Source organism: Carnobacterium iners (assembly GCF_900177385.1).
Classification (GTDB): domain Bacteria; phylum Bacillota; class Bacilli; order Lactobacillales; family Carnobacteriaceae; genus Carnobacterium_A; species Carnobacterium_A iners.
Map to the genome: position 1 here is coordinate 1483578 of NZ_FXBJ01000002.1, position 17986 is coordinate 1501563.

Consider the following 17986-nt stretch of genomic DNA (forward strand, 5'->3'; position numbering starts at 1 on the left):
GCAAAATCCTCCTTAATAAACGTATAAAGTCAACTGACTTTATGAGTCTTCTTTTAATTTTCTATTTTATCATAAAAAAATCAGTAAAAAAATAATATCCTAAATAAATAACGCTTACATCAATTGATATGATAAGGTATAGATAGAAACAAAAAAGAAAGTAGGAGGAAAATGATGAAAAAAATAACAGTCTTATTTAGTTTATTAACAATAGGATTTATTTTGTCTTCTTGTCGACTTTTTAAGATAGATGATTCCGCTGTTAGCGAAGCAGTTTCTAGTCAAAATCAAGTGACTGATAGCTCTAAAGAATCACTAAAATCAAGTGAAACCGATGATTCTTCTATTACAGAGAGCTCAATTAATTCAGATGAATCTAAAGAAATAGTAACTGAAAACCAATTAGCTGATTACTTTCCTGAAACGGCTAATAAAGAATACGTATATATAGGAGAAGGAAATGAATACGCAAGTTACGATGTATTTACAGATTATGAAGCAAACAATTCTAAGCAAACAAGAACAAATAATGGAGGTACAGAAGTAGTAAAAGTATTGGATTTAGAAGAAAATCAAGTAGTGGTTCGCATAGATCGAGAGGAAACCTATACTAGAGAAAATTGGCTCAAAACAAAAATATCTAATAAAAATGAAGAAATGGAAATTTTAATAAAAAGCCCAATAAAAGTCGGGACTAGCTGGGAAGTAGTAGGAGAACGCACAAGATCTATTACTGCCATCAATGTCTCTATGACGACCCCAATTGGAACGTTTAACACGATAGAAGTGACGACTGGAGGAACAGGAGACAAGGAAATTACTTATTATGCACCCAATATAGGATTAGTGAAAAGTGTGTTTTCATTAAATGGTTACAATGTAACATCAACATTAAGTGAAATAAACGAGACACCATTGATGCAAACAATCCGTTTTTATTACCCTGAATCTGACGGAAAAACCATGTCCTTCGTCGACAAAGAAGTAGCCTTTAAAACAAATAATGTTACAAGAAAAAGAATCGAAGCAGCCTATAAAGAAGTCCCTAATAATCAAGTCGGAAATGTCCTTTCTAAAAATACTAAGATCTTAAGTTTGTATTTAAATAAAGATGGCCATGTATACATTGATTTTTCAAAGGAACTAACTTCTGAAATGAATGCGGGGACAGCCTTTGAAACGTTGATTATGCAAAGTCTTGTTAACACAATTGGTGGGTATTATCATACGAATGACGTTTATCTAACAGTAGAAGGTAAACCTTATAGTACAGGCCATATTCAAATGGAAAAAGGGGAACCCTTTATGGTAACCAATAAAAATAGTCACGAGCTAGGAAAATAATAAAATAGAAAAGGCGGAATAGCTAGATTTTCTAGTCTCTATTCTGTTTTTTTGTGTAAGAAAATAAAAGAATAAAAAAAGTAAATAAACGGTTGCTTAAATTGTCAGAATATTCTATACTGTTAGACATTAGCAACTCTTACCAAATTCTAATGTAAATAATATCCAATTTTAAGATTAGTTGAGAAGAAGCTAAAAAACCATATAGGAGGAAACCAAATGAAAAAATTAATTGTAGGCCTTGCAGCATTGGCATTATTTACCACGGCTTGTGGTACAAAAGAAAATACGAAGGATGCCGATACAATTAAAATCGGTGGGAATTTCGAATTAACCGGTCCTGTTTCCGCATATGGAACGGCAGAATCAAAAGGTGTTCAACTAGCGATTAAAGAAATTAATGCAGCTGGTGGCGTTTTAGATAAAAAATTAGACTATGTTGAGTTAGATAATAAATCTGATACAACAGAGTCAGCTAGTGTAGCCACTAAATTAGCAACACAAGAAAAAGTATCTCTTATCGTAGGACCTGCAACCAGTGGAGCAACAAAATCAGCAACCCCTTCTCTTACGAGAGCAAAAGTAGCGATGATCACACCCTCAGGAACAGATGATGGGTTAACATTAGATAGTAAAGGCAACGTTCAACCATTCGTTTTTAGAACGGGTTTCCAAGATTCTTTTCAAGGAGTAGCATTGGCGGAATTTGCTGAAACAAGCTTAAGTTCTAAAAAAGCGGTCATCATCGGAGATAGTTCGAGTGATTACGCTATTGGGTTAACAAAATCTTTCAAAAACTCATATGCTGGTGAAATTGTCGCTGATGAAAACTTTACAGCTGATGATACGGACTTTAACGCTATCTTGACTCGAATCAAAGACAAAGACTTCGATGTTATCTATATGCCCGCTTATTATGAGCAAGCAGGTTTAATCATCAAGCAAGCACGTGAAATGGGTATCGAACAACCGATTTTAGGAGCTGATGGGTTTAGTAACCAAGCGTTACTAGATTTAGCTGGCGAAGAAAATGTTTCAAATGTTTATTACTCAGCTCATTTCTCATTAAACAATAAAGAAAAGAAAATCACAGATTTTATCAAAGCGTATACTGATGAATACGATATCGCACCTGATGCTTTTGCTGCACTAGCTTATGATTCTGTCTACTTGGCAAAACAAGGAATTGAAGAAGCAGATAGCTCAGATCCTCAAGAGGTTGCTAAAGCTCTTGAAAAAGTGACAGACTTCAACGGAATCACTGGTAATTTCTCTATTGATGAAAATCATAATCCAGTGAAATCAGTATTTGTCATCGAATTACAAGACGGTAAAGAAGCTGGCGGTACTGAAGTAAAACCTAAATAAACAAGAAACGATTAAAGAAGGTGCAGGCTGAATGTAGCTTTGCATCTTTTTAATTTTAGGAGAAAAGAGGAGCCTTATGGAAAATTTTATTCAGCAATTAATTAACGGGCTTTCATTAGGAAGCATTTATGCTTTAATTGCTCTTGGTTATACGATGGTATATGGCATTATTAAGTTAATCAATTTTGCTCACGGTGAAATTTATATGGTCGGTGCTTTTGTCGGTTATGCTACTATCAATACCTTTCAGCTTGGGTTAATCCCTTCACTCATCATTTCAATGGCTTTTTGTGCTTTGTTAGGTGCGATGATTGAACGTGTTGCTTACAAACCGCTAAGAAAAGCTACGCGTGTTGCAGCCTTAATTACAGCGATTGGTGTGTCATTTTTATTGCAAAATATTATGATTTATATTGTTGGACCACAGGTGCGGGCCTTTCCACAAGTCATTGAAAATAAAGTTTATTCCGTTGGAAATATCCAAATAAATCAAACGCAAATCACGATTTTTTTAACAACGATTATTTTGATGGTAGCTTTGCAGTTTATCGTTAAGAAAACTAAAATGGGCAAAGCGATGAGAGCAGTTAGCACAGATGCTGACGCGGCTAGATTAATGGGAATAAACGTAGACAATGTCATTTCCTTTACCTTTATTTTAGGTTCTTCATTAGCTGGCGCGGCTGGCGTATTAGTTGGGATGTATTACAATTCGATTGATCCTTTGATGGGTGTTGCACCGGGATTAAAAGCTTTTATCGCCGCTGTTTTAGGTGGAATTGGCATTATTCCAGGTGCGTTAGTTGGAGGATTTGCTATTGGTATTATTGAAACATTAATAAGCGGATACGGCAGCTCGTTGATTAAAGATGCTGTTGTTTACCTTATTTTAATTATTATTTTAATTGTTAAGCCAACTGGCTTATTAGGCAAAAATAAAAAAGAGAAAGTGTAGGTGTTAAAAATGAAGCAACTAAATAAAACCAATCTTGGCTGGCTCATTTTTATCCTAGTCGCCTTTCTTGCTACTCAACTGCTTGTTTCTTTCGGTATTATTGATGCTTTTTATGAGATTACGTTAATGACAATCTTAATCAATATTATTTTAGCAGTGGGATTAAATTTAATTATCGGTTTTTCTGGACAATTTTCTTTAGGCCATGCAGGTTTTATGGCGATTGGAGCTTATTGTACGGCCATTATGACAATCAAAATTCCGACACTAGTCGGCTTATTTGCTGGGATTTTATTAGGAGCAGTCATTGCAGGAGTAGTTGCGTTACTTGTTGGAATCCCAACTTTACGATTAAAAGGCGACTATTTAGCCATTGCTACTTTAGGAGTAGCTGAAATTATTCGCATTGCTATTTTGAATATGGGGAGTCTAACAAACGGTGCAGCTGGATTAAGTGATATTCCTTATCTAACCACTTGGCAATTAGCGTTTATTTTTGTAGTGATAACACTCATTATTGTAGTCAACTACATTAAAAGTAGCGCTGGAAGAGCAACCATTGCGATTCGTGAAGATGAAATCGCTGCTGAATCGATGGGAATCAATACGACTAAATACAAAACGATTGCTTTTGTAATCGGCGCAGCAACAGCAGCTGTCGCAGGTGGTTTACATGCTTCTTACTTTAGTGTTATTCGCCCAGCAGATTTTACTTTTATGAAGTCAATTGATATTTTAATCATTGTTGTTTTTGGTGGATTAGGAAGTGTCACAGGTAGTGTTATTGCCGCTATCGTTTTAGGTATTATTAATGTCTTTTTACAACCTTTTGGACAATTACGGATGATTCTTTACTCGTTGGCTCTGATTGCTATTATGATTTTCAAGCCCTCAGGATTATTTGGGACAAAAGAATTTACGATTTCTACTGTAATGAAAAAAAGAAAAATGAAAACTCCTACTAAAAAGGAGGAAACCAAATGAGTTTATTAGAAGTGAAAAAATTGACTAAAAACTTTGGTGGCTTGGCAGCTGTTTCAATGGTGTCTATGGAACTTTATCCCAACGAATTAGTCGGGTTGATTGGACCAAATGGAGCTGGTAAAACAACGCTATTTAATTTATTAACAGGAGTCTATCAACCAACAGAAGGCAGTATTGATTTAGAAATCAAAGGTAAAAAACAGTCCTTAATTGGAAAAAAAACCTATAACATTACAGATATGGGCTTAGGCCGAACCTTTCAAAATATTCGATTATTCAAAAATCTAACCGTATTAGACAATGTTTTAATTGGTATGCATGCAAAAAAAAAAGTCGGAGCATTAGCTGGTATAATCCGTACACCTCATTTTTATCAGTCTGAAGAAAAAATGAAAAAAGACGCGATTGCATTACTTACTATTTTTAATTTAGAAGATAAAGTAGCTGAACTAGCTAAGAATTTACCTTATGGGGAACAAAGGCGTTTAGAGATTGTTCGCGCACTAGCAACGAAACCAAAAATTTTGTTTTTAGATGAACCTGCAGCTGGAATGAATCCACAAGAAACAGCTGATTTAACCGCTTTAATTCGCCAGATTCAAAGAGATTTTGAAATCACGATTTTATTAATCGAACATGATATGTCTCTAGTTATGAACGTTTGCGAGCGAATTTATGTGTTGGAATACGGCCGGATGATTGCTCATGGAACACCAGCAGAAATAAAAAACAATCAAGCGGTTATTAAAGCTTATTTAGGTGGTGATTAGCAATGTTAGAAGTCAAAAAGTTAACCGTTCATTATGGCGTAATACAAGCAACGAAAGAAGTAAGTTTCCAGGTGAAAGAAGGCGAAATTGTCTCGCTAATTGGAGCTAATGGAGCAGGTAAGTCAACGATTCTTAAAGCGATATCTGGTTTGCATCGAGCAACTTCAGGCGATATTCTCTACCAAGGTAAGCCGATTCAAAAGGAATCTACGAAGAAAATTGTTGAACTAGGTATTTCTCAAGTTCCAGAAGGACGGCATGTCTTTGGAGGGATGACCGTTCTTGAAAATCTGGAAATGGGTGCTTTTCTTCGTAAAGATAAAGCTGAAATCCAAAAAGATTTTAAAATGGTATTTGAGCGATTTCCTATTCTAGAAGAGCGAAAAAAACAAGACACAGCCACTTTATCTGGTGGAGAACAACAAATGGTGGCTATGGGAAGAGCTTTGATGTCTCGTCCTAAATTGTTGCTATTAGATGAGCCTTCAATGGGACTTGCCCCTATTTTCATTAAAGAAATATTTGCTATTATCAAGATGATCAATGCTCAGGGCACAACAGTTTTACTTATCGAACAGAATGCTAAAGTTGCCCTAGAAATAGCGCAACAAGGCTACGTATTAGAGACAGGAAGAGTCGTGAAAAGTGGAACGGGTAAAGAATTGTTGGCTAGTGATGATGTACAAAAAGCCTATTTAGGGGGATAAGTGCAATGAATGTAAAAAATTATATGACATCAAAAGTTGTGACAGTTTCTGAGGATACAAAAGTTTTAGAAGCTCTTGATATTATGAAAGAACATAAATTCCATCGTTTACCAGTTGTTCGAAAAGATAAAATGATTGGGTTAATCACCGAAGAGATTATTCAAGAAAATTCTCCATCAACGGCTACTAGTTTAAGCATTCATGAAATGAACTACTTATTGACAAAGACGACTGTTGGAGATATTATGCACAAAAAAATTATCACTATTGGAGCGGATGCTTTGTTAGAAGAAGCAGCTGATTTGATGCTGAAAAATGAAGTCGGTGTATTGCCAGTAGTTGAAGATCGTGATAACGTTATAGGGATTATCACAGACAAAGATTTATTCAGAGCCTTTATCGACGTTATGGGATACAACAACAAAGGCAGTCGAGTTGTCATCGATATCAAAAAAGACCATTCTGGTATTCTAAAAGATATTACGAATATTCTTGCTGACGAGCATGTTAGTATCAATCAAATTGCGGTTTATCGACAAAATGATATCACTCAAGTCGTCATTCAAATGGATAGTCCTAATACAGATAAAATCAAAGAAATATTAACTGATAAAGGCTATACAGTGAGTTCAGCAACCGTTAAAGAGGGCAATTAAATTGATTACTTTAAAGATTAAAAGAAATATAGCATTGAAAAAGCTATTTTTCTTTTGATTTTTTATTTTTTACTGAGACAAAAAAAGAGAGTTAGGTCTTAAATAGGAGACAAACAGAATGGATGTGGTGTAAAATGAAGGAAGTTAAGAAAACAAATCAAGAACAATGGAGGTTGGAACAACTATGAATAAGCTTAAAAAGTTAAGTATTGCGCTCGTTGCGTCCGTCAGTCTTATAGGAATAACCGTTTCTGTCCTGCCCTCACTCGCGCTAGCTTCGTCGGGTGATATTGACACAACAATAATAGATGAAAAATGGGGGAAACCAACTTTTGTATATGGAGGTGGTTTATCTGATAACCAAATTAGTGAAACAGAAAAATTACTAGGAATCAACAACCCTGAAAATGTAGCAAGCGTCGCTGTAACAGGCGAGGATTTAATCCAATACCTAAAAGAGGGATCAGGGGATACGGCTAACATGATTTCATCTGTTTTAGTCCAAAAAGAAAATTCAGGTAAAGGTGTAGAAGTAACTATTGAAACACCGGAAAATATTACCCAAATTACCCAAGACCAATACGCCAATGCAGCCATCACAGCAGGGGTTAACGATGTTAAAATTGTTGTAGCAAGTGTTAAGAAAGTTACCGGGGAAAGCGCCTTGACAGGTATTTACAAAGCTTTTGATGTAAATGGAGAAGACTTAGATCAAGACCGGATGGCTGTTGCTCAAAAAGAATTAGAAACGACAAATGGTATTGCGCAAGAGAATATAGATAAGACTGACTTCGATCCTGCAAAATTCGACCAAGCGATTATCGAAATCAAACAAGAATTAGCAGATTTAAAAGAAAAACAAGGTGAGTTAGCAACCAAAGAAGACATTGAGCGAATCATAAATGATGCATTAAAAAACAATCAATTAGAAAATGCAGTAACACAAGAACAAATCAATCAATTAATGAGCTTATTTGAGAAATACCAACAAACAAGTGCCATTGACTCAGCACAAGTGAAAGAGCAATTACTAAAACTATCCGATTCAGTCCAATCAAAATTTGGCGAAGCACTTCAAGGTGCTAAAGATAGTGGACTGCTTGATAGAGTGGGGAATTTCTTTAGTCAAATCTTTGATGCAATCGTTGGATTGTTTAATTAATACTAAATCATCAACTGAATAAAGAGATAGAAATAAATAATTATAAAAATACCCGTATTGAATGAATCCATTCAATACGGGTATTTTAACGTTTAAAAGATAGCGTAGCCTCAATTTCACTACTGGTTATTAAGCTTCTTTTTTACGCATAACGGCTTGTAAGTAACGGTAAACGCTAGCTTCGGAGATAGTTAATGTAGCAGCGACTTCGACAACTGCCCCTTTAATTTGAAAAACACCTTTTTCCTCCAAAATTTCAATAATTTCGATTTTTTGATTTTGAGACAACTTAACATCAGGACTTAATAATTTAGAGTCAATGACTGTTAAAACGATGTCTCGAACAGAATTTGAAAAATTTTCAATATAAGGATTCGTATGTTCAGCTGTTAAATCATTTAAAGGTAAGATGATTTGCGCAAGACCTAAAATATCTTTAGCAATATATTTGTATTGATCGATATCGAAATTAATACACAATAAGCCCGTTAGTTTTCCATCTGAGTCTTTGATAAAAAGTGTCGAAGAACGAAATTCTTTTCCGTTAGACATCGTGCCTTTATATCCAGTTATGAACTCCTTTTCTAAATAAACCTTATCTTCAATTAAATTTAGTGCAAAATCAGTTAACGGATTTGTTAAACTGCGGCCACTTAATTCCCCGTTAGCAATAGCTCCAATATAAGACTCTTTTTCAGAAGTAAGGACATGTAAAATAACTTCATATGTTGGACCTAAAAGTTCCCCGAAGTAATAGACAATTTTTTTATACTGTTCAATAATTTCTTTTTCCAATTAGCAACGAACCCCTTCTATAATAGAACAAAATAAAACTACCAATTATGGCGTAAAATGATAGCTTAATTAGATTTTAAGGCAAGAAAGAGAAAAATACAACTGAATTTTAATAATAGTCTATAATAATAATAATTTATCATCAAAAGTGTTGACAGTAAGAAATTAGTGTTATAAAGTGTAATTATGATAATAATTTATTATTTAAGATATAAAGAATTATAAATTTAAAAAAGTCAAGGAGCCTTTTTCAGGTATAAATTATTTTTGCGTCTATTTGTAATCGCTTACTGTTTGTGAAGATTTATTGAAAGTAAAATTTACCTAAACAAAACATTGGAGGAAAAACATGGATATTTTATTTGGGACATTATTATTACTGCTGGTTTTAGCGTTTTTTACTTTATTCAACTACAAAGCACCTCAAGGATCGAAAGCTATGGGCGCATTAGCTAGTGCTGCTTGTGCTAGTTTCTTGGTTGAAGCTTTTCATTTAGCTTTTTTCGGGAATGTGCTAAACATTGAATTCCTAAAAGAAGTTGGGGGAGCAAACGGAAGTCTTGGAGGCGTTGCCGCAGCAATCTTAGTGCCTTTGGCATTGGGAGTTTCACCTGTCTATGCTGTTCTTGTTGGTCTTTCTTTATCCGGACTTGGAATTTTACCTGGCTTTATTGCTGGATACTTAATTTCATTTGTTATTCTATATATGGAGAAAAAAATACCCGGTGGTTTAGATTTGATTGTCATTATTGTCGTTGCAGCACCGCTTGCTCGTTTAATTGGATCGTTAACGTCACCAGTAGTCGATGCAACATTGATGCAAATTGGTGAAATACTAACTGCTACAGCTGACACGAGTCCAGTTATGATGGGAATAATTTTGGGAGGCATTATAACAGTTGTGGCTACAGCGCCACTAAGTTCCATGGCTTTAACCGCAATGTTAGGGTTAACAGGCGTTCCAATGGCTATTGGTGCATTGGCTGTTTTTGGTTCATCCTTTCTAAATTACGTTTTATTTAGTAAAATGAAATTTGGAAGTAAAAAAGATACTATCTCAGTAGCAATAGAACCGCTGACGCAAGCCGATATCATCTCAGCAAATCCGATACCGATTTATGTTACAAATTTTATCGGTGGAGCAGCAAGTGGAATCATTATATCTCTAATGGGATTAATCAATAACACGCCAGGTACAGCAACACCAATAGCTGGCTTTGCCGTCATGTTTGCTTATAATCCGGCTGGCAAAGTATTAATTGCAGCATTTGCATGTATGATTGTTAGTACCCTTGCAGGTTTTCTAGGATCTTATGTTTTTAGAAACTTTAAAATAAAAACCGCTGAACAAATTAGGTCTGGAAATATAAATACAAAAGAATCTGTTTTAGAATCAACTAGTGAAATTGAAGAAACGGTTATTGTATAATAAATGTATCCAAAATACAACGAGCTACTAAAAATTCAGATAATAGAAGAGGAGTTTTTTATAATGAGAACAAACTTAGCAATGGACGAAAAGAAATCTGCTATAGAAGAAACAACTTTATTCCAAGATATCAAAGCAACAAAAGAAGTATTCTGGGTTAATCCAAATAAAAAGAAATTCGAAAAAGCCGCAGAAAAGTCTTCCATCACAAAGGCAGATATTACAGACGCAGATGCTCGCTTAACTCGATTTGCATCGTATTTAAAAATAGCTTTTCCAGATACAGCTCCAACTAATGGCATCATAGAATCACCTATTACAGAAATACCGCATATAAAAGCTTACCTTGAAGAAGAGTACAAAGGAACGATTGAAGGAAAAGTATGGTTGAAGCGAGACGATTTACTACCCATTGCTGGAACGGTAAAAGCACGTGGAGCTATTTATGAAGTCTTAAAGCATGCGGAAGATTTAGCTTTAGAACATGGCATGTTGAAATCAATTGATGAAGACTATGCTATTTTTGCAAGTGAAGCATTCAAAACGTTCTTTTCTGGTTTTAAAATAACTGTTGGCACAACTGGGAATTTAGGAATCAGTGTTGGAACAGTCGGAGCAAAATTAGGTTTTGAAGTCATTGTTCATATGTCAGTAGAAGCAAAGTTATGGAAAAAGAACTTTTTAAGAAGTCGCGGAGTGGTAGTCATTGAACACGAATCTGATTTTACAAAAGCTGTAACAGAAGGACGGCAACAGTCTGATTTAGATCCAACAAGTTACTTCGTTGATGATGAGCATTCCCGTGAGTTATTCTTAGGCTATACAGTCGCTGGAAGTCGATTAAAAAAACAATTAAGCGACAACAACATTTTAGTAGATGCAGATCATCCCTTATTTGTTTACTTGCCTTGTGGCATTGGTGGCTCTCCGGGTGGTGTTACCTTTGGCTTGAAACATATTTATGGTGATAACGTTCATTGTTTCTTTGCTGAACCAACACACGTTCCTTCTATGCTTCTAGGCCTAATTACTGGTAAATACAATGAGATATCAGTTAAAGATATTGGCCTAGACGGGCTAACAGTTGCTGATGGATTAGCTGTTCCACGGACATCTGGTTTTGTTGCGAGAGTATTAGAAGATTTCTTTAGTGGATCGTACACGTTAGATGACGACGAAACATATAAATTATTAACAGCTTTGATTGACCAAGAAGAAATTTATTTAGAGCCAGCTGCAATTGCAGGTTTACCAGGATCTATTCGTATGTTGCAATCAGAAGCAGGACAAGCGTACTTGAAAACCAACAACCTAGTTGATAAAATGTCAAATGCAACGCACATCTCATGGGCGACTGGTGGAAGTATGGTTCCTAAAGAAGACATGGAAGTTTTCTACAATAAAGGCAAAAAGTAAGTTAATTTAAAAGTGAAAGCACGAATACAGGACTTAGTAAATCGTAAATGACACACTACTGAGTAAAGATGAAATTCAAGAGGGTTTCTCTTGTACGAGAAAAAATCATAGGAGGAACACACATGTTAGAAATCATTCACACAAAAAACGCACCGGAACCAATTGGTCCATATTCACAAGTCATCAAAGCAGGAGATTTTATTTTTCCAGCTGGTCAAATCGGAGTAGATGCAGTATCCGGTAAACTAGTTGGAGAAAGTATCACAGAACAAACCGAACAAGCTTTTAAAAATCTTTCTGCTGTTCTAGAAGCGGCTGGTTCTTCTTTGCAACATGTTGTTAAAACAACCTGTTATTTATCAACAATGGAAAATTTTCAAGCGTTCAACGAAGCTTATGGCAAACAGTTTAATGGGCATAAACCTGCTCGCACTTGTTTTGCTGTCCAAGAGCTTCCCCTCAAGGGCTTATGTGAAATCGAAGTTGTCGCAGTTTTAAAAAAATAAAGCAGCTTATAAATTAATAGGTTAGTAATAAAATAAACAACGTTTTCTATATAAAATAAATAATGTTCTTAAAAAATAGATTGACATTCTCATTGGTTCCATATAGTCTAACAGTATAAAAACAAAATAGTCTTCAGGGCAGGGTGTAAGTCCCTACCGGTGGTAAAGCCCACGAGCCGCAAAGCAGATTCGGTTAAATTCCGAAGCCGACAGTTAAAGTCTGGATGAAAGAAGACAAAGTGATTGCAGAAAAAACGATGATTATAGAAATCTTATTTGAGATGGATAAAAATCCTACGTTTAAAAAGCAATGATACACTAGTCTTATTTGACCATGAACAAAGCCCTGGATTTACTATCTGGGGCTTTTTTGTATTCTATTTCCAAAAAATTGAATAGTCTTCAGGGCAGGGTGTAAGTCCCTACCGGTGGTAAAGCCCACGAGCTGCAAAGCAGATTCGGTTAAATTCCGAAGCCGACAGTTAAAGTCTGGATGAAAGAAGACAGCGTTTAAAGAGATCAAAGGTAGCCGAATACCCAGTATGCGGTGCTATTTGTTGCACTCTCTTATTCAAAATGCGCTAAAACCCTGAAGAGACAATCTTTTGGGTTTTTATTTTTTGGTTTTATGTAGATGGGAGTGAAAAAATTGGATGAATTTTATATGAAGATGGCGCTAGACTTAGCAAAAAAAGGAAAAGGGTTTACAGCACCCAATCCTTTAGTGGGCGCTGTAATTGTTAAGAATGGAAAAGTGATTGGACAAGGGTACCACGAAGAGTTCGGCCAAGCGCATGCAGAAGTAAATGCTATTGCATCAGCAAGTGAATGTGTATCTGGTGCAACATTATACGTCACTTTGGAGCCATGCTCACATGTGGGGAAAACACCTCCCTGCTCTGACTTAGTGGTAGATAAAAAGATAAGACGAGTGGTTATTGGGATGGGTGATCCTAATCCATTGGTTGCAGGAAAAGGCATTGAAAGACTTCGCAATAAGGGGATTCTCGTTAGCATTGGAGTGCTAGAAAAAGAGATAGCCCAACTAAATGAGGCTTTCATTAAGTACATTGTCACGAAAGAACCCTTTGTTGTGATGAAGAGTGCGATGTCCCTAGATGGGAAAATAGCTACAGTAACAGGTGAGTCTCAATGGATTTCTGACGCAGCAGCGAGGAAACGAGTCCACAACTTGCGACACGAATTATCTGGCATCATGGTAGGTATCGATACGATTATCAAAGATGATCCGCAATTAACAGCTAGAATTCCAAATGGTAAAAACCCGATTAGAATTGTTGTGGATAGCCAACTAAGAATCCCGTTAGCCTCTGTCGTATTGTCCCAGCAAGATAAAGCTAAGACAATTGTCGCAACAACTAATAGAGCAAGTAGTGAAAAAATAGCAACATTAACCAAAATGGGTATTGAGGTTATCGTGACTTCCCAAAGGGATAACAGAGTTGATCTACGCGAATTGATGAAAAAATTAGGCGCTAAGGGGATTGACAGCATTTTATTGGAAGGTGGAGCGACATTAAACTTTTCAGCTCTAAAAGAAGGAATTGTTGATAAAGTTCACGTCTATCTTTCGCCAAAAATCATTGGTGGAAAAGATGCGAAGACAATTGTTGAAGGCGAAGGAATCAGTTCATTAGAAAATGCTTTTCAATTGAAGCGATTAAATCCCGTGATGGTTGGAGAAGATATATTGATAGAAGGTTATCTGGATAAATAAAAAGAAATTAAATGGGAGGAAAACAAATGTTTACTGGAATTATTGAAGAAATTGGGACAATCAAATCGATTAAAAAAGGTGAGAAAAGTTCAGTACTTACTATCAAAGGCCGAAAAGTCGTACAAGGAACCCGTATTGGAGATAGTATTTCGACTAATGGTGTATGCTTAACCGTCACAAAAATAGAAAACGATTCTTTTGAGGCAGATGTGATGTCTGAGTCTTTGAAAAGAACAAACATTGGCGAATTGACTCCAGGAGGCTACGTTAATTTAGAACGAGCTCTAAGCCTTGAGACAAGACTAGGTGGGCATATGGTTAGTGGCCATATCGATGGAACGGGAAAGATAAAAGCTTTCAGGCAAGATGATAATGCGGTATGGATTACAGTTGAAACAAGTCCGGATTTATTAAGGTACATTATCGAAAAAGGCTCGATAGCTATTGATGGAGTTAGTTTAACCGTCGTAATAGTAGACGACCAGTCGTTTCAAGTTTCGATTATACCTCATACTGGTGAAGAAACGGTGCTGTTAGCCAAGCAACCAGGTGATAAAGTTAATCTTGAATGCGATATGATTGGAAAATACGTCGAAAAGTTATTGGGACTTGGCTCAAAAGAACCGACTAAAGAAAGCAATGTAACGCATGGATTTTTAAAAGAAAATGGGTTCTATTAGACCAGAATGGAGGAGCGTATGTTTAATACCATTGATGAATTATTAATTGATTTAAAGGCAGGGAAAAATATTTTATTAGTAGACGATGAAGACAGAGAAAATGAAGGAGATATTATTTGTGCGGCTGAATTTGCTACTACAGAAAATGTTAATTTTATGGCTCGTTACGCTAAAGGGTTAATTTGTATGCCAATGAGCAAAGACTATACTAAGAAGTTAGCATTGCCACAAATGATTCAAGACAATACAGATAACCACCAAACAGCGTTTACTATTTCGGTAGACCATCTGGACACAACCACTGGAATCTCAGCAGCTGAACGATCGCTAACGGCAATGAAACTAGTTTCAGATGAAGCGAAATCAACTGATTTTAGAAGACCAGGCCACATGTTCCCGCTAGAAGCGGTTGATGGGGGAGTGTTAGCTAGAAAAGGACACACAGAAGCAACGGTTGATTTGATGCAACTAGCAGGTTTAAAACCAGTTGGATTGTGTTGTGAAATTCTTAAAGAAGATGGCACAATGGCCAGAAGAAAGGATCTAATGGAATTAGCAAAAGAGCACGGATTAAAAATAGGAACCATTGCTGATTTAATTGAGTACCGCAAAAATAAAGAACAAGTTATCTTCAGACAATCTAAAGCGCATCTGCCAACAAAATATGGTGAGTTTGAAATTTATGCCTATGAGCATGCTGTTACGGGTGAACACCATGTTGCTTTAGTAATGGGGGATGTTAGTGATGGCGAGCCGGTTTTGTGTCGCATCCATTCTGAATGTTTGACGGGTGATGTATTTAGTTCTAAAAAATGTGACTGTGGCCAACAGTTAGATGCGGCAATGGAGCAAATTGCAACAGCGGGTCGTGGCATTTTAGTATACATGCGCCAAGAAGGTCGGGGCATCGGCTTAGTAAATAAAATTAGAGCGTATGCCCTTCAAGATCAAGGTCACAACACCATCGAAGCTAATTTAGCGCTTGGTTTTCCAGCTGATTTGAGAGAGTATTACGAGTCTAAACAAATCTTTGATGATTTGTCCGTTTCGCACTTGCGTTTAATGACTAATAATCCATTAAAAGTAGAAAGTATGGAGAAATACGGACTAACGATTGTTGAAAGAGTACCTCTTCAAGTGGAAGCTCAACTAGAAAACAAGGCTTATTTAAAAACCAAGCAAGAAGAAATGAATCATTATCTAAACTATTAACTATAAGAGAAACTAACGATTTAAAAAAATGGAGGAATTATAATGAACGTATTCGAAGGACAGTTAATTGCGAAAGATTTAAAAGTGGGCATCGTAATCGCACGTTTTAATGAATTTATAGGATCAAAATTATTGAGCGGGGCAATAGATAGTTTGAAAAGACACGGCATGTCAGAAGAGGATATTGCAATTGCTTGGGTACCAGGAGCTTATGAAATTCCGCTAGTTGCACAAAAAATGGCAAATTCGGGCAATTATGATGCTATAATCACGTTAGGAGCAGTAATCAAAGGAGCTACATCACATTATGATCTTGTGTGCGCAGAAGTGACAAAAGGGGTCGCGACAGCTTCAATGAATACCGGTTTACCAATAATATTTGGCGTCTTAACAACAGATAATATTGAGCAAGCTATTGAGCGTGCGGGTACTAAATCTGGTAATATTGGCTACGAAGCAGCTGTTTCAGCTATTGAGATGGCGAACTTACTGAAAGAGATGTAAGGCTTAATGATGGATAAAGCAAGATTGAAAGCTACACGAACACTTATTTTTGATTACGATGGGACGCTACATGACAGTAGACAAAACTACATTGTTGCTTTTAAGCGGGCCTATCGTTATCTGATAGCACACCAAAAAGCTAAACCAAGAGAGTGGCAAGATGATGAAATAACGAAGTGGCTAGGTTATAGCAGCAAAGAGATGTGGGAAAACTTTATGCCGGATTTAGCTGAAGATTACCAAATGGCTGCTTCAAAAATAATAGGCGAAACCCTACTAGAAAAGGTTCTTTCAAAAGAAGCAAAGCTGTATCCAGAAGCTTTAGAAACATTAGATAATTTAAAAAACAAGGGATACAAACTAATCTTTTTGAGCAACTGTAGTAAAGCCTACATGCAAGCACACCAAGAGACTTTTCAATTAGAGCGTTACTTTGATGAGATGTATTGTACCGAACAATTTGATTTTATAGCTAAACACGAGATATTTTCGCTGATTAAGAGTGAGGACCAAGACGAATACCTCGTGATTGGTGATCGAATCCATGATTTAGAAATTGGGCATTACCATCAGTTGATTACAATAGGCTGCAATTATGGCTTTGGAACTCAAGCAGAAATGCAACAATCAGATATAAGGATAAACAGTATTCAGGAATTACAAGAACTGCTATAGAAAAAGATTCCGGCTACTAGGGTAAGTAAGCCAGAACCGTTTTATTCAAAATCAAAAGACAAATCCCATTTTTCTATAAGGGTATCCATTATTTCCATCACATCATGGGTTAACGTTAATGAACTCGTATCTTTTTTAGTACGGACGTTTTCATTAAAATGAGAAATTTCGTAATTTAAAGCTTGAGAAGTATCACCAGCTTGAATGCGTTCGACTGACCCATCAGAATAAGTTAAGGTAGCTTCATCGGCTCTGGGGAAATCGGTAACTGTGAAGTAACCATTTTCAAAAGCAACAATCCCTTGTTTAGGCATTTTAGCTCTAAAAGTAATAGCGATGGTAGCAAGCTCGTTTTCAGTATTTTTTAAGATAATCCCAGCTTGTTCATCTACTCCAGTCTCAAAAAAGTTGACGGTTGTTAAAACTTCGCTAGGCTGACTGGATAAAAAGAAACGAGCGAACGATAAAGCATAGGTTCCAATATCTAATAAAGCGCCACCAGCAATGGCTTTATTAAAGAAACGATTTGTTGGATCAGCTTCTTTTAGACTGCCAAAAGAGACTTGAATCATTTTTAATTTACCAAGTGATCCATCGACTGATCTTTTTTTGAGTTCTTGATAAAGCGGCATGTGAAAAATAGTCATAGCCTCAGCTAAAACCAATTCTTTTTCTTTAGCAAGATCCATAACAGCATCTAGTTGTTTGGTATTCATAACAATGGCTTTTTCACAAAGTACGTGCTTGTTATTTTCTAAACTCTTCATAATAAGATTGGCATGATGACTGTGAGGAGTCGCAATATAGATAACATCAATAGCAGGATCATTTAACAGTTCAGCATAGCTGCCATAAGCTTTTTCAATCCCAAACGTTGTTGCAAATTGTTCAGCTTTTTCGATTGAGCGAGACCCAACTGCATAAATTTTTGCATTATCAGCTATAAAAGTTGTAGCGAAACTAGTAGCAATAGATCCTAATCCTAAAATACCCCAATTTAATTCTTTCATTTTATTCCTCCTTCATACTTAGATAGGACCCTGTTTATCTTCTTTCATTGTAGCAAGCTAAAGAAGTGAACGCAA

Annotated in this window: 18 protein-coding genes and 2 riboswitches; of the genes, 16 read left to right on the plus strand and 2 right to left on the minus strand. The window is 36.1% G+C overall.

Features of this window, described 5'->3' with window-relative positions:
* Positions 1-174: 174 nt before the first annotated feature.
* The 8 genes from B9Y54_RS07200 to B9Y54_RS07235 all read left to right on the plus strand — a co-directional run bounded on the left by B9Y54_RS07200 (position 175) and on the right by B9Y54_RS07235 (position 7946).
* Positions 175-1344, plus strand: a complete 1170-nt coding sequence (locus tag B9Y54_RS07200; protein ID WP_159446067.1) for a GerMN domain-containing protein — start codon at positions 175-177, stop codon at positions 1342-1344.
* A gap of 219 nt (positions 1345-1563) precedes the next feature.
* Entirely contained in the window at positions 1564-2712 is a 1149-nt protein-coding gene (locus B9Y54_RS07205; protein WP_085559636.1) for an ABC transporter substrate-binding protein, read from the plus strand.
* A gap of 76 nt (positions 2713-2788) precedes the next feature.
* Complete coding sequence (locus B9Y54_RS07210) at positions 2789-3667, plus strand: branched-chain amino acid ABC transporter permease (protein ID WP_085559637.1); 879 nt, start codon at positions 2789-2791, stop codon at positions 3665-3667.
* Positions 3668-3676: 9 nt separating this feature from the next.
* Positions 3677-4651 carry a branched-chain amino acid ABC transporter permease gene (locus B9Y54_RS07215; RefSeq protein ID WP_085560537.1) on the plus strand — a complete coding sequence of 325 codons (975 nt, stop codon included), beginning with the start codon at positions 3677-3679 and terminating at the stop codon, positions 4649-4651.
* Positions 4648-5421, plus strand: coding sequence for an ABC transporter ATP-binding protein (locus tag B9Y54_RS07220; RefSeq protein WP_085559638.1), 774 nt, complete (start codon positions 4648-4650; stop codon positions 5419-5421). The genes B9Y54_RS07215 and B9Y54_RS07220 overlap by 4 nt, the downstream gene beginning before the upstream one ends.
* A 2-nt stretch (positions 5422-5423) precedes the next feature.
* On the plus strand, positions 5424-6128 hold the full coding sequence (locus B9Y54_RS07225) for an ABC transporter ATP-binding protein (protein ID WP_085559639.1): 705 nt from the start codon (positions 5424-5426) through the stop codon (positions 6126-6128).
* A 5-nt stretch (positions 6129-6133) separates the two neighbouring features.
* Positions 6134-6784 (plus strand): CBS and ACT domain-containing protein, encoded by a 651-nt coding sequence (locus B9Y54_RS07230; protein WP_085559640.1) that lies wholly within the window; start codon positions 6134-6136, stop codon positions 6782-6784.
* A 184-nt stretch (positions 6785-6968) separates the two neighbouring features.
* Positions 6969-7946, plus strand: coding sequence for a DUF1002 domain-containing protein (locus B9Y54_RS07235; RefSeq protein ID WP_090005028.1), 978 nt, complete (start codon positions 6969-6971; stop codon positions 7944-7946).
* Positions 7947-8075: 129 nt separating this feature from the next.
* On the opposite strand, the gene B9Y54_RS07240 is transcribed toward B9Y54_RS07235, so the two are convergent.
* On the minus strand, positions 8076-8741 hold the full coding sequence (locus tag B9Y54_RS07240) for a helix-turn-helix transcriptional regulator (RefSeq protein ID WP_085559642.1): 666 nt from the start codon (positions 8739-8741) through the stop codon (positions 8076-8078).
* A gap of 349 nt (positions 8742-9090) precedes the next feature.
* On the opposite strand from B9Y54_RS07240, the gene B9Y54_RS07245 reads away from it, so the two are divergent.
* From B9Y54_RS07245 to B9Y54_RS07280, 8 genes are all read left to right on the plus strand, one after another.
* A complete protein-coding gene (locus B9Y54_RS07245) occupies positions 9091-10170 on the plus strand; it encodes a PTS sugar transporter subunit IIC (protein ID WP_085559643.1) in 1080 nt (359 codons plus the stop codon).
* Positions 10171-10251: 81 nt separating this feature from the next.
* Complete coding sequence (locus tag B9Y54_RS07250) at positions 10252-11586, plus strand: D-serine ammonia-lyase (RefSeq protein WP_234987944.1); 1335 nt, start codon at positions 10252-10254, stop codon at positions 11584-11586.
* 122 nt (positions 11587-11708) lie between these two features.
* Positions 11709-12092, plus strand: a complete 384-nt coding sequence (locus B9Y54_RS07255; RefSeq protein ID WP_085559645.1) for a RidA family protein — start codon at positions 11709-11711, stop codon at positions 12090-12092.
* 125 nt (positions 12093-12217) lie between these two features.
* Positions 12218-12332: riboswitch (FMN riboswitch) on the plus strand.
* 154 nt (positions 12333-12486) lie between these two features.
* Positions 12487-12601, plus strand: a riboswitch (FMN riboswitch).
* A gap of 125 nt (positions 12602-12726) precedes the next feature.
* The gene (gene ribD, locus B9Y54_RS07260; RefSeq protein ID WP_177173720.1) at positions 12727-13830 is read left to right on the plus strand and encodes a bifunctional diaminohydroxyphosphoribosylaminopyrimidine deaminase/5-amino-6-(5-phosphoribosylamino)uracil reductase RibD; all 1104 of its coding nucleotides are present in this window, start codon (positions 12727-12729) and stop codon (positions 13828-13830) included.
* A 26-nt stretch (positions 13831-13856) separates the two neighbouring features.
* Positions 13857-14510 carry a riboflavin synthase gene (locus B9Y54_RS07265; RefSeq protein ID WP_085559647.1) on the plus strand — a complete coding sequence of 218 codons (654 nt, stop codon included), beginning with the start codon at positions 13857-13859 and terminating at the stop codon, positions 14508-14510.
* A gap of 18 nt (positions 14511-14528) precedes the next feature.
* Positions 14529-15722 (plus strand): bifunctional 3,4-dihydroxy-2-butanone-4-phosphate synthase/GTP cyclohydrolase II, encoded by a 1194-nt coding sequence (locus B9Y54_RS07270; RefSeq protein WP_085559648.1) that lies wholly within the window; start codon positions 14529-14531, stop codon positions 15720-15722.
* Positions 15723-15764: 42 nt separating this feature from the next.
* Positions 15765-16226 (plus strand): 6,7-dimethyl-8-ribityllumazine synthase, encoded by a 462-nt coding sequence (gene ribH, locus B9Y54_RS07275; protein WP_085559649.1) that lies wholly within the window; start codon positions 15765-15767, stop codon positions 16224-16226.
* 9 nt (positions 16227-16235) lie between these two features.
* A complete protein-coding gene (locus B9Y54_RS07280) occupies positions 16236-16901 on the plus strand; it encodes an HAD family hydrolase (protein WP_085560538.1) in 666 nt (221 codons plus the stop codon).
* Positions 16902-16942: 41 nt separating this feature from the next.
* Here the strand turns inward: B9Y54_RS07280 and B9Y54_RS07285 are convergent, their stop codons facing one another.
* Positions 16943-17911 carry a Gfo/Idh/MocA family protein gene (locus B9Y54_RS07285; RefSeq protein WP_085559650.1) on the minus strand — a complete coding sequence of 323 codons (969 nt, stop codon included), beginning with the start codon at positions 17909-17911 and terminating at the stop codon, positions 16943-16945.
* Between the last annotated feature and the right edge of the window lie 75 nt (positions 17912-17986).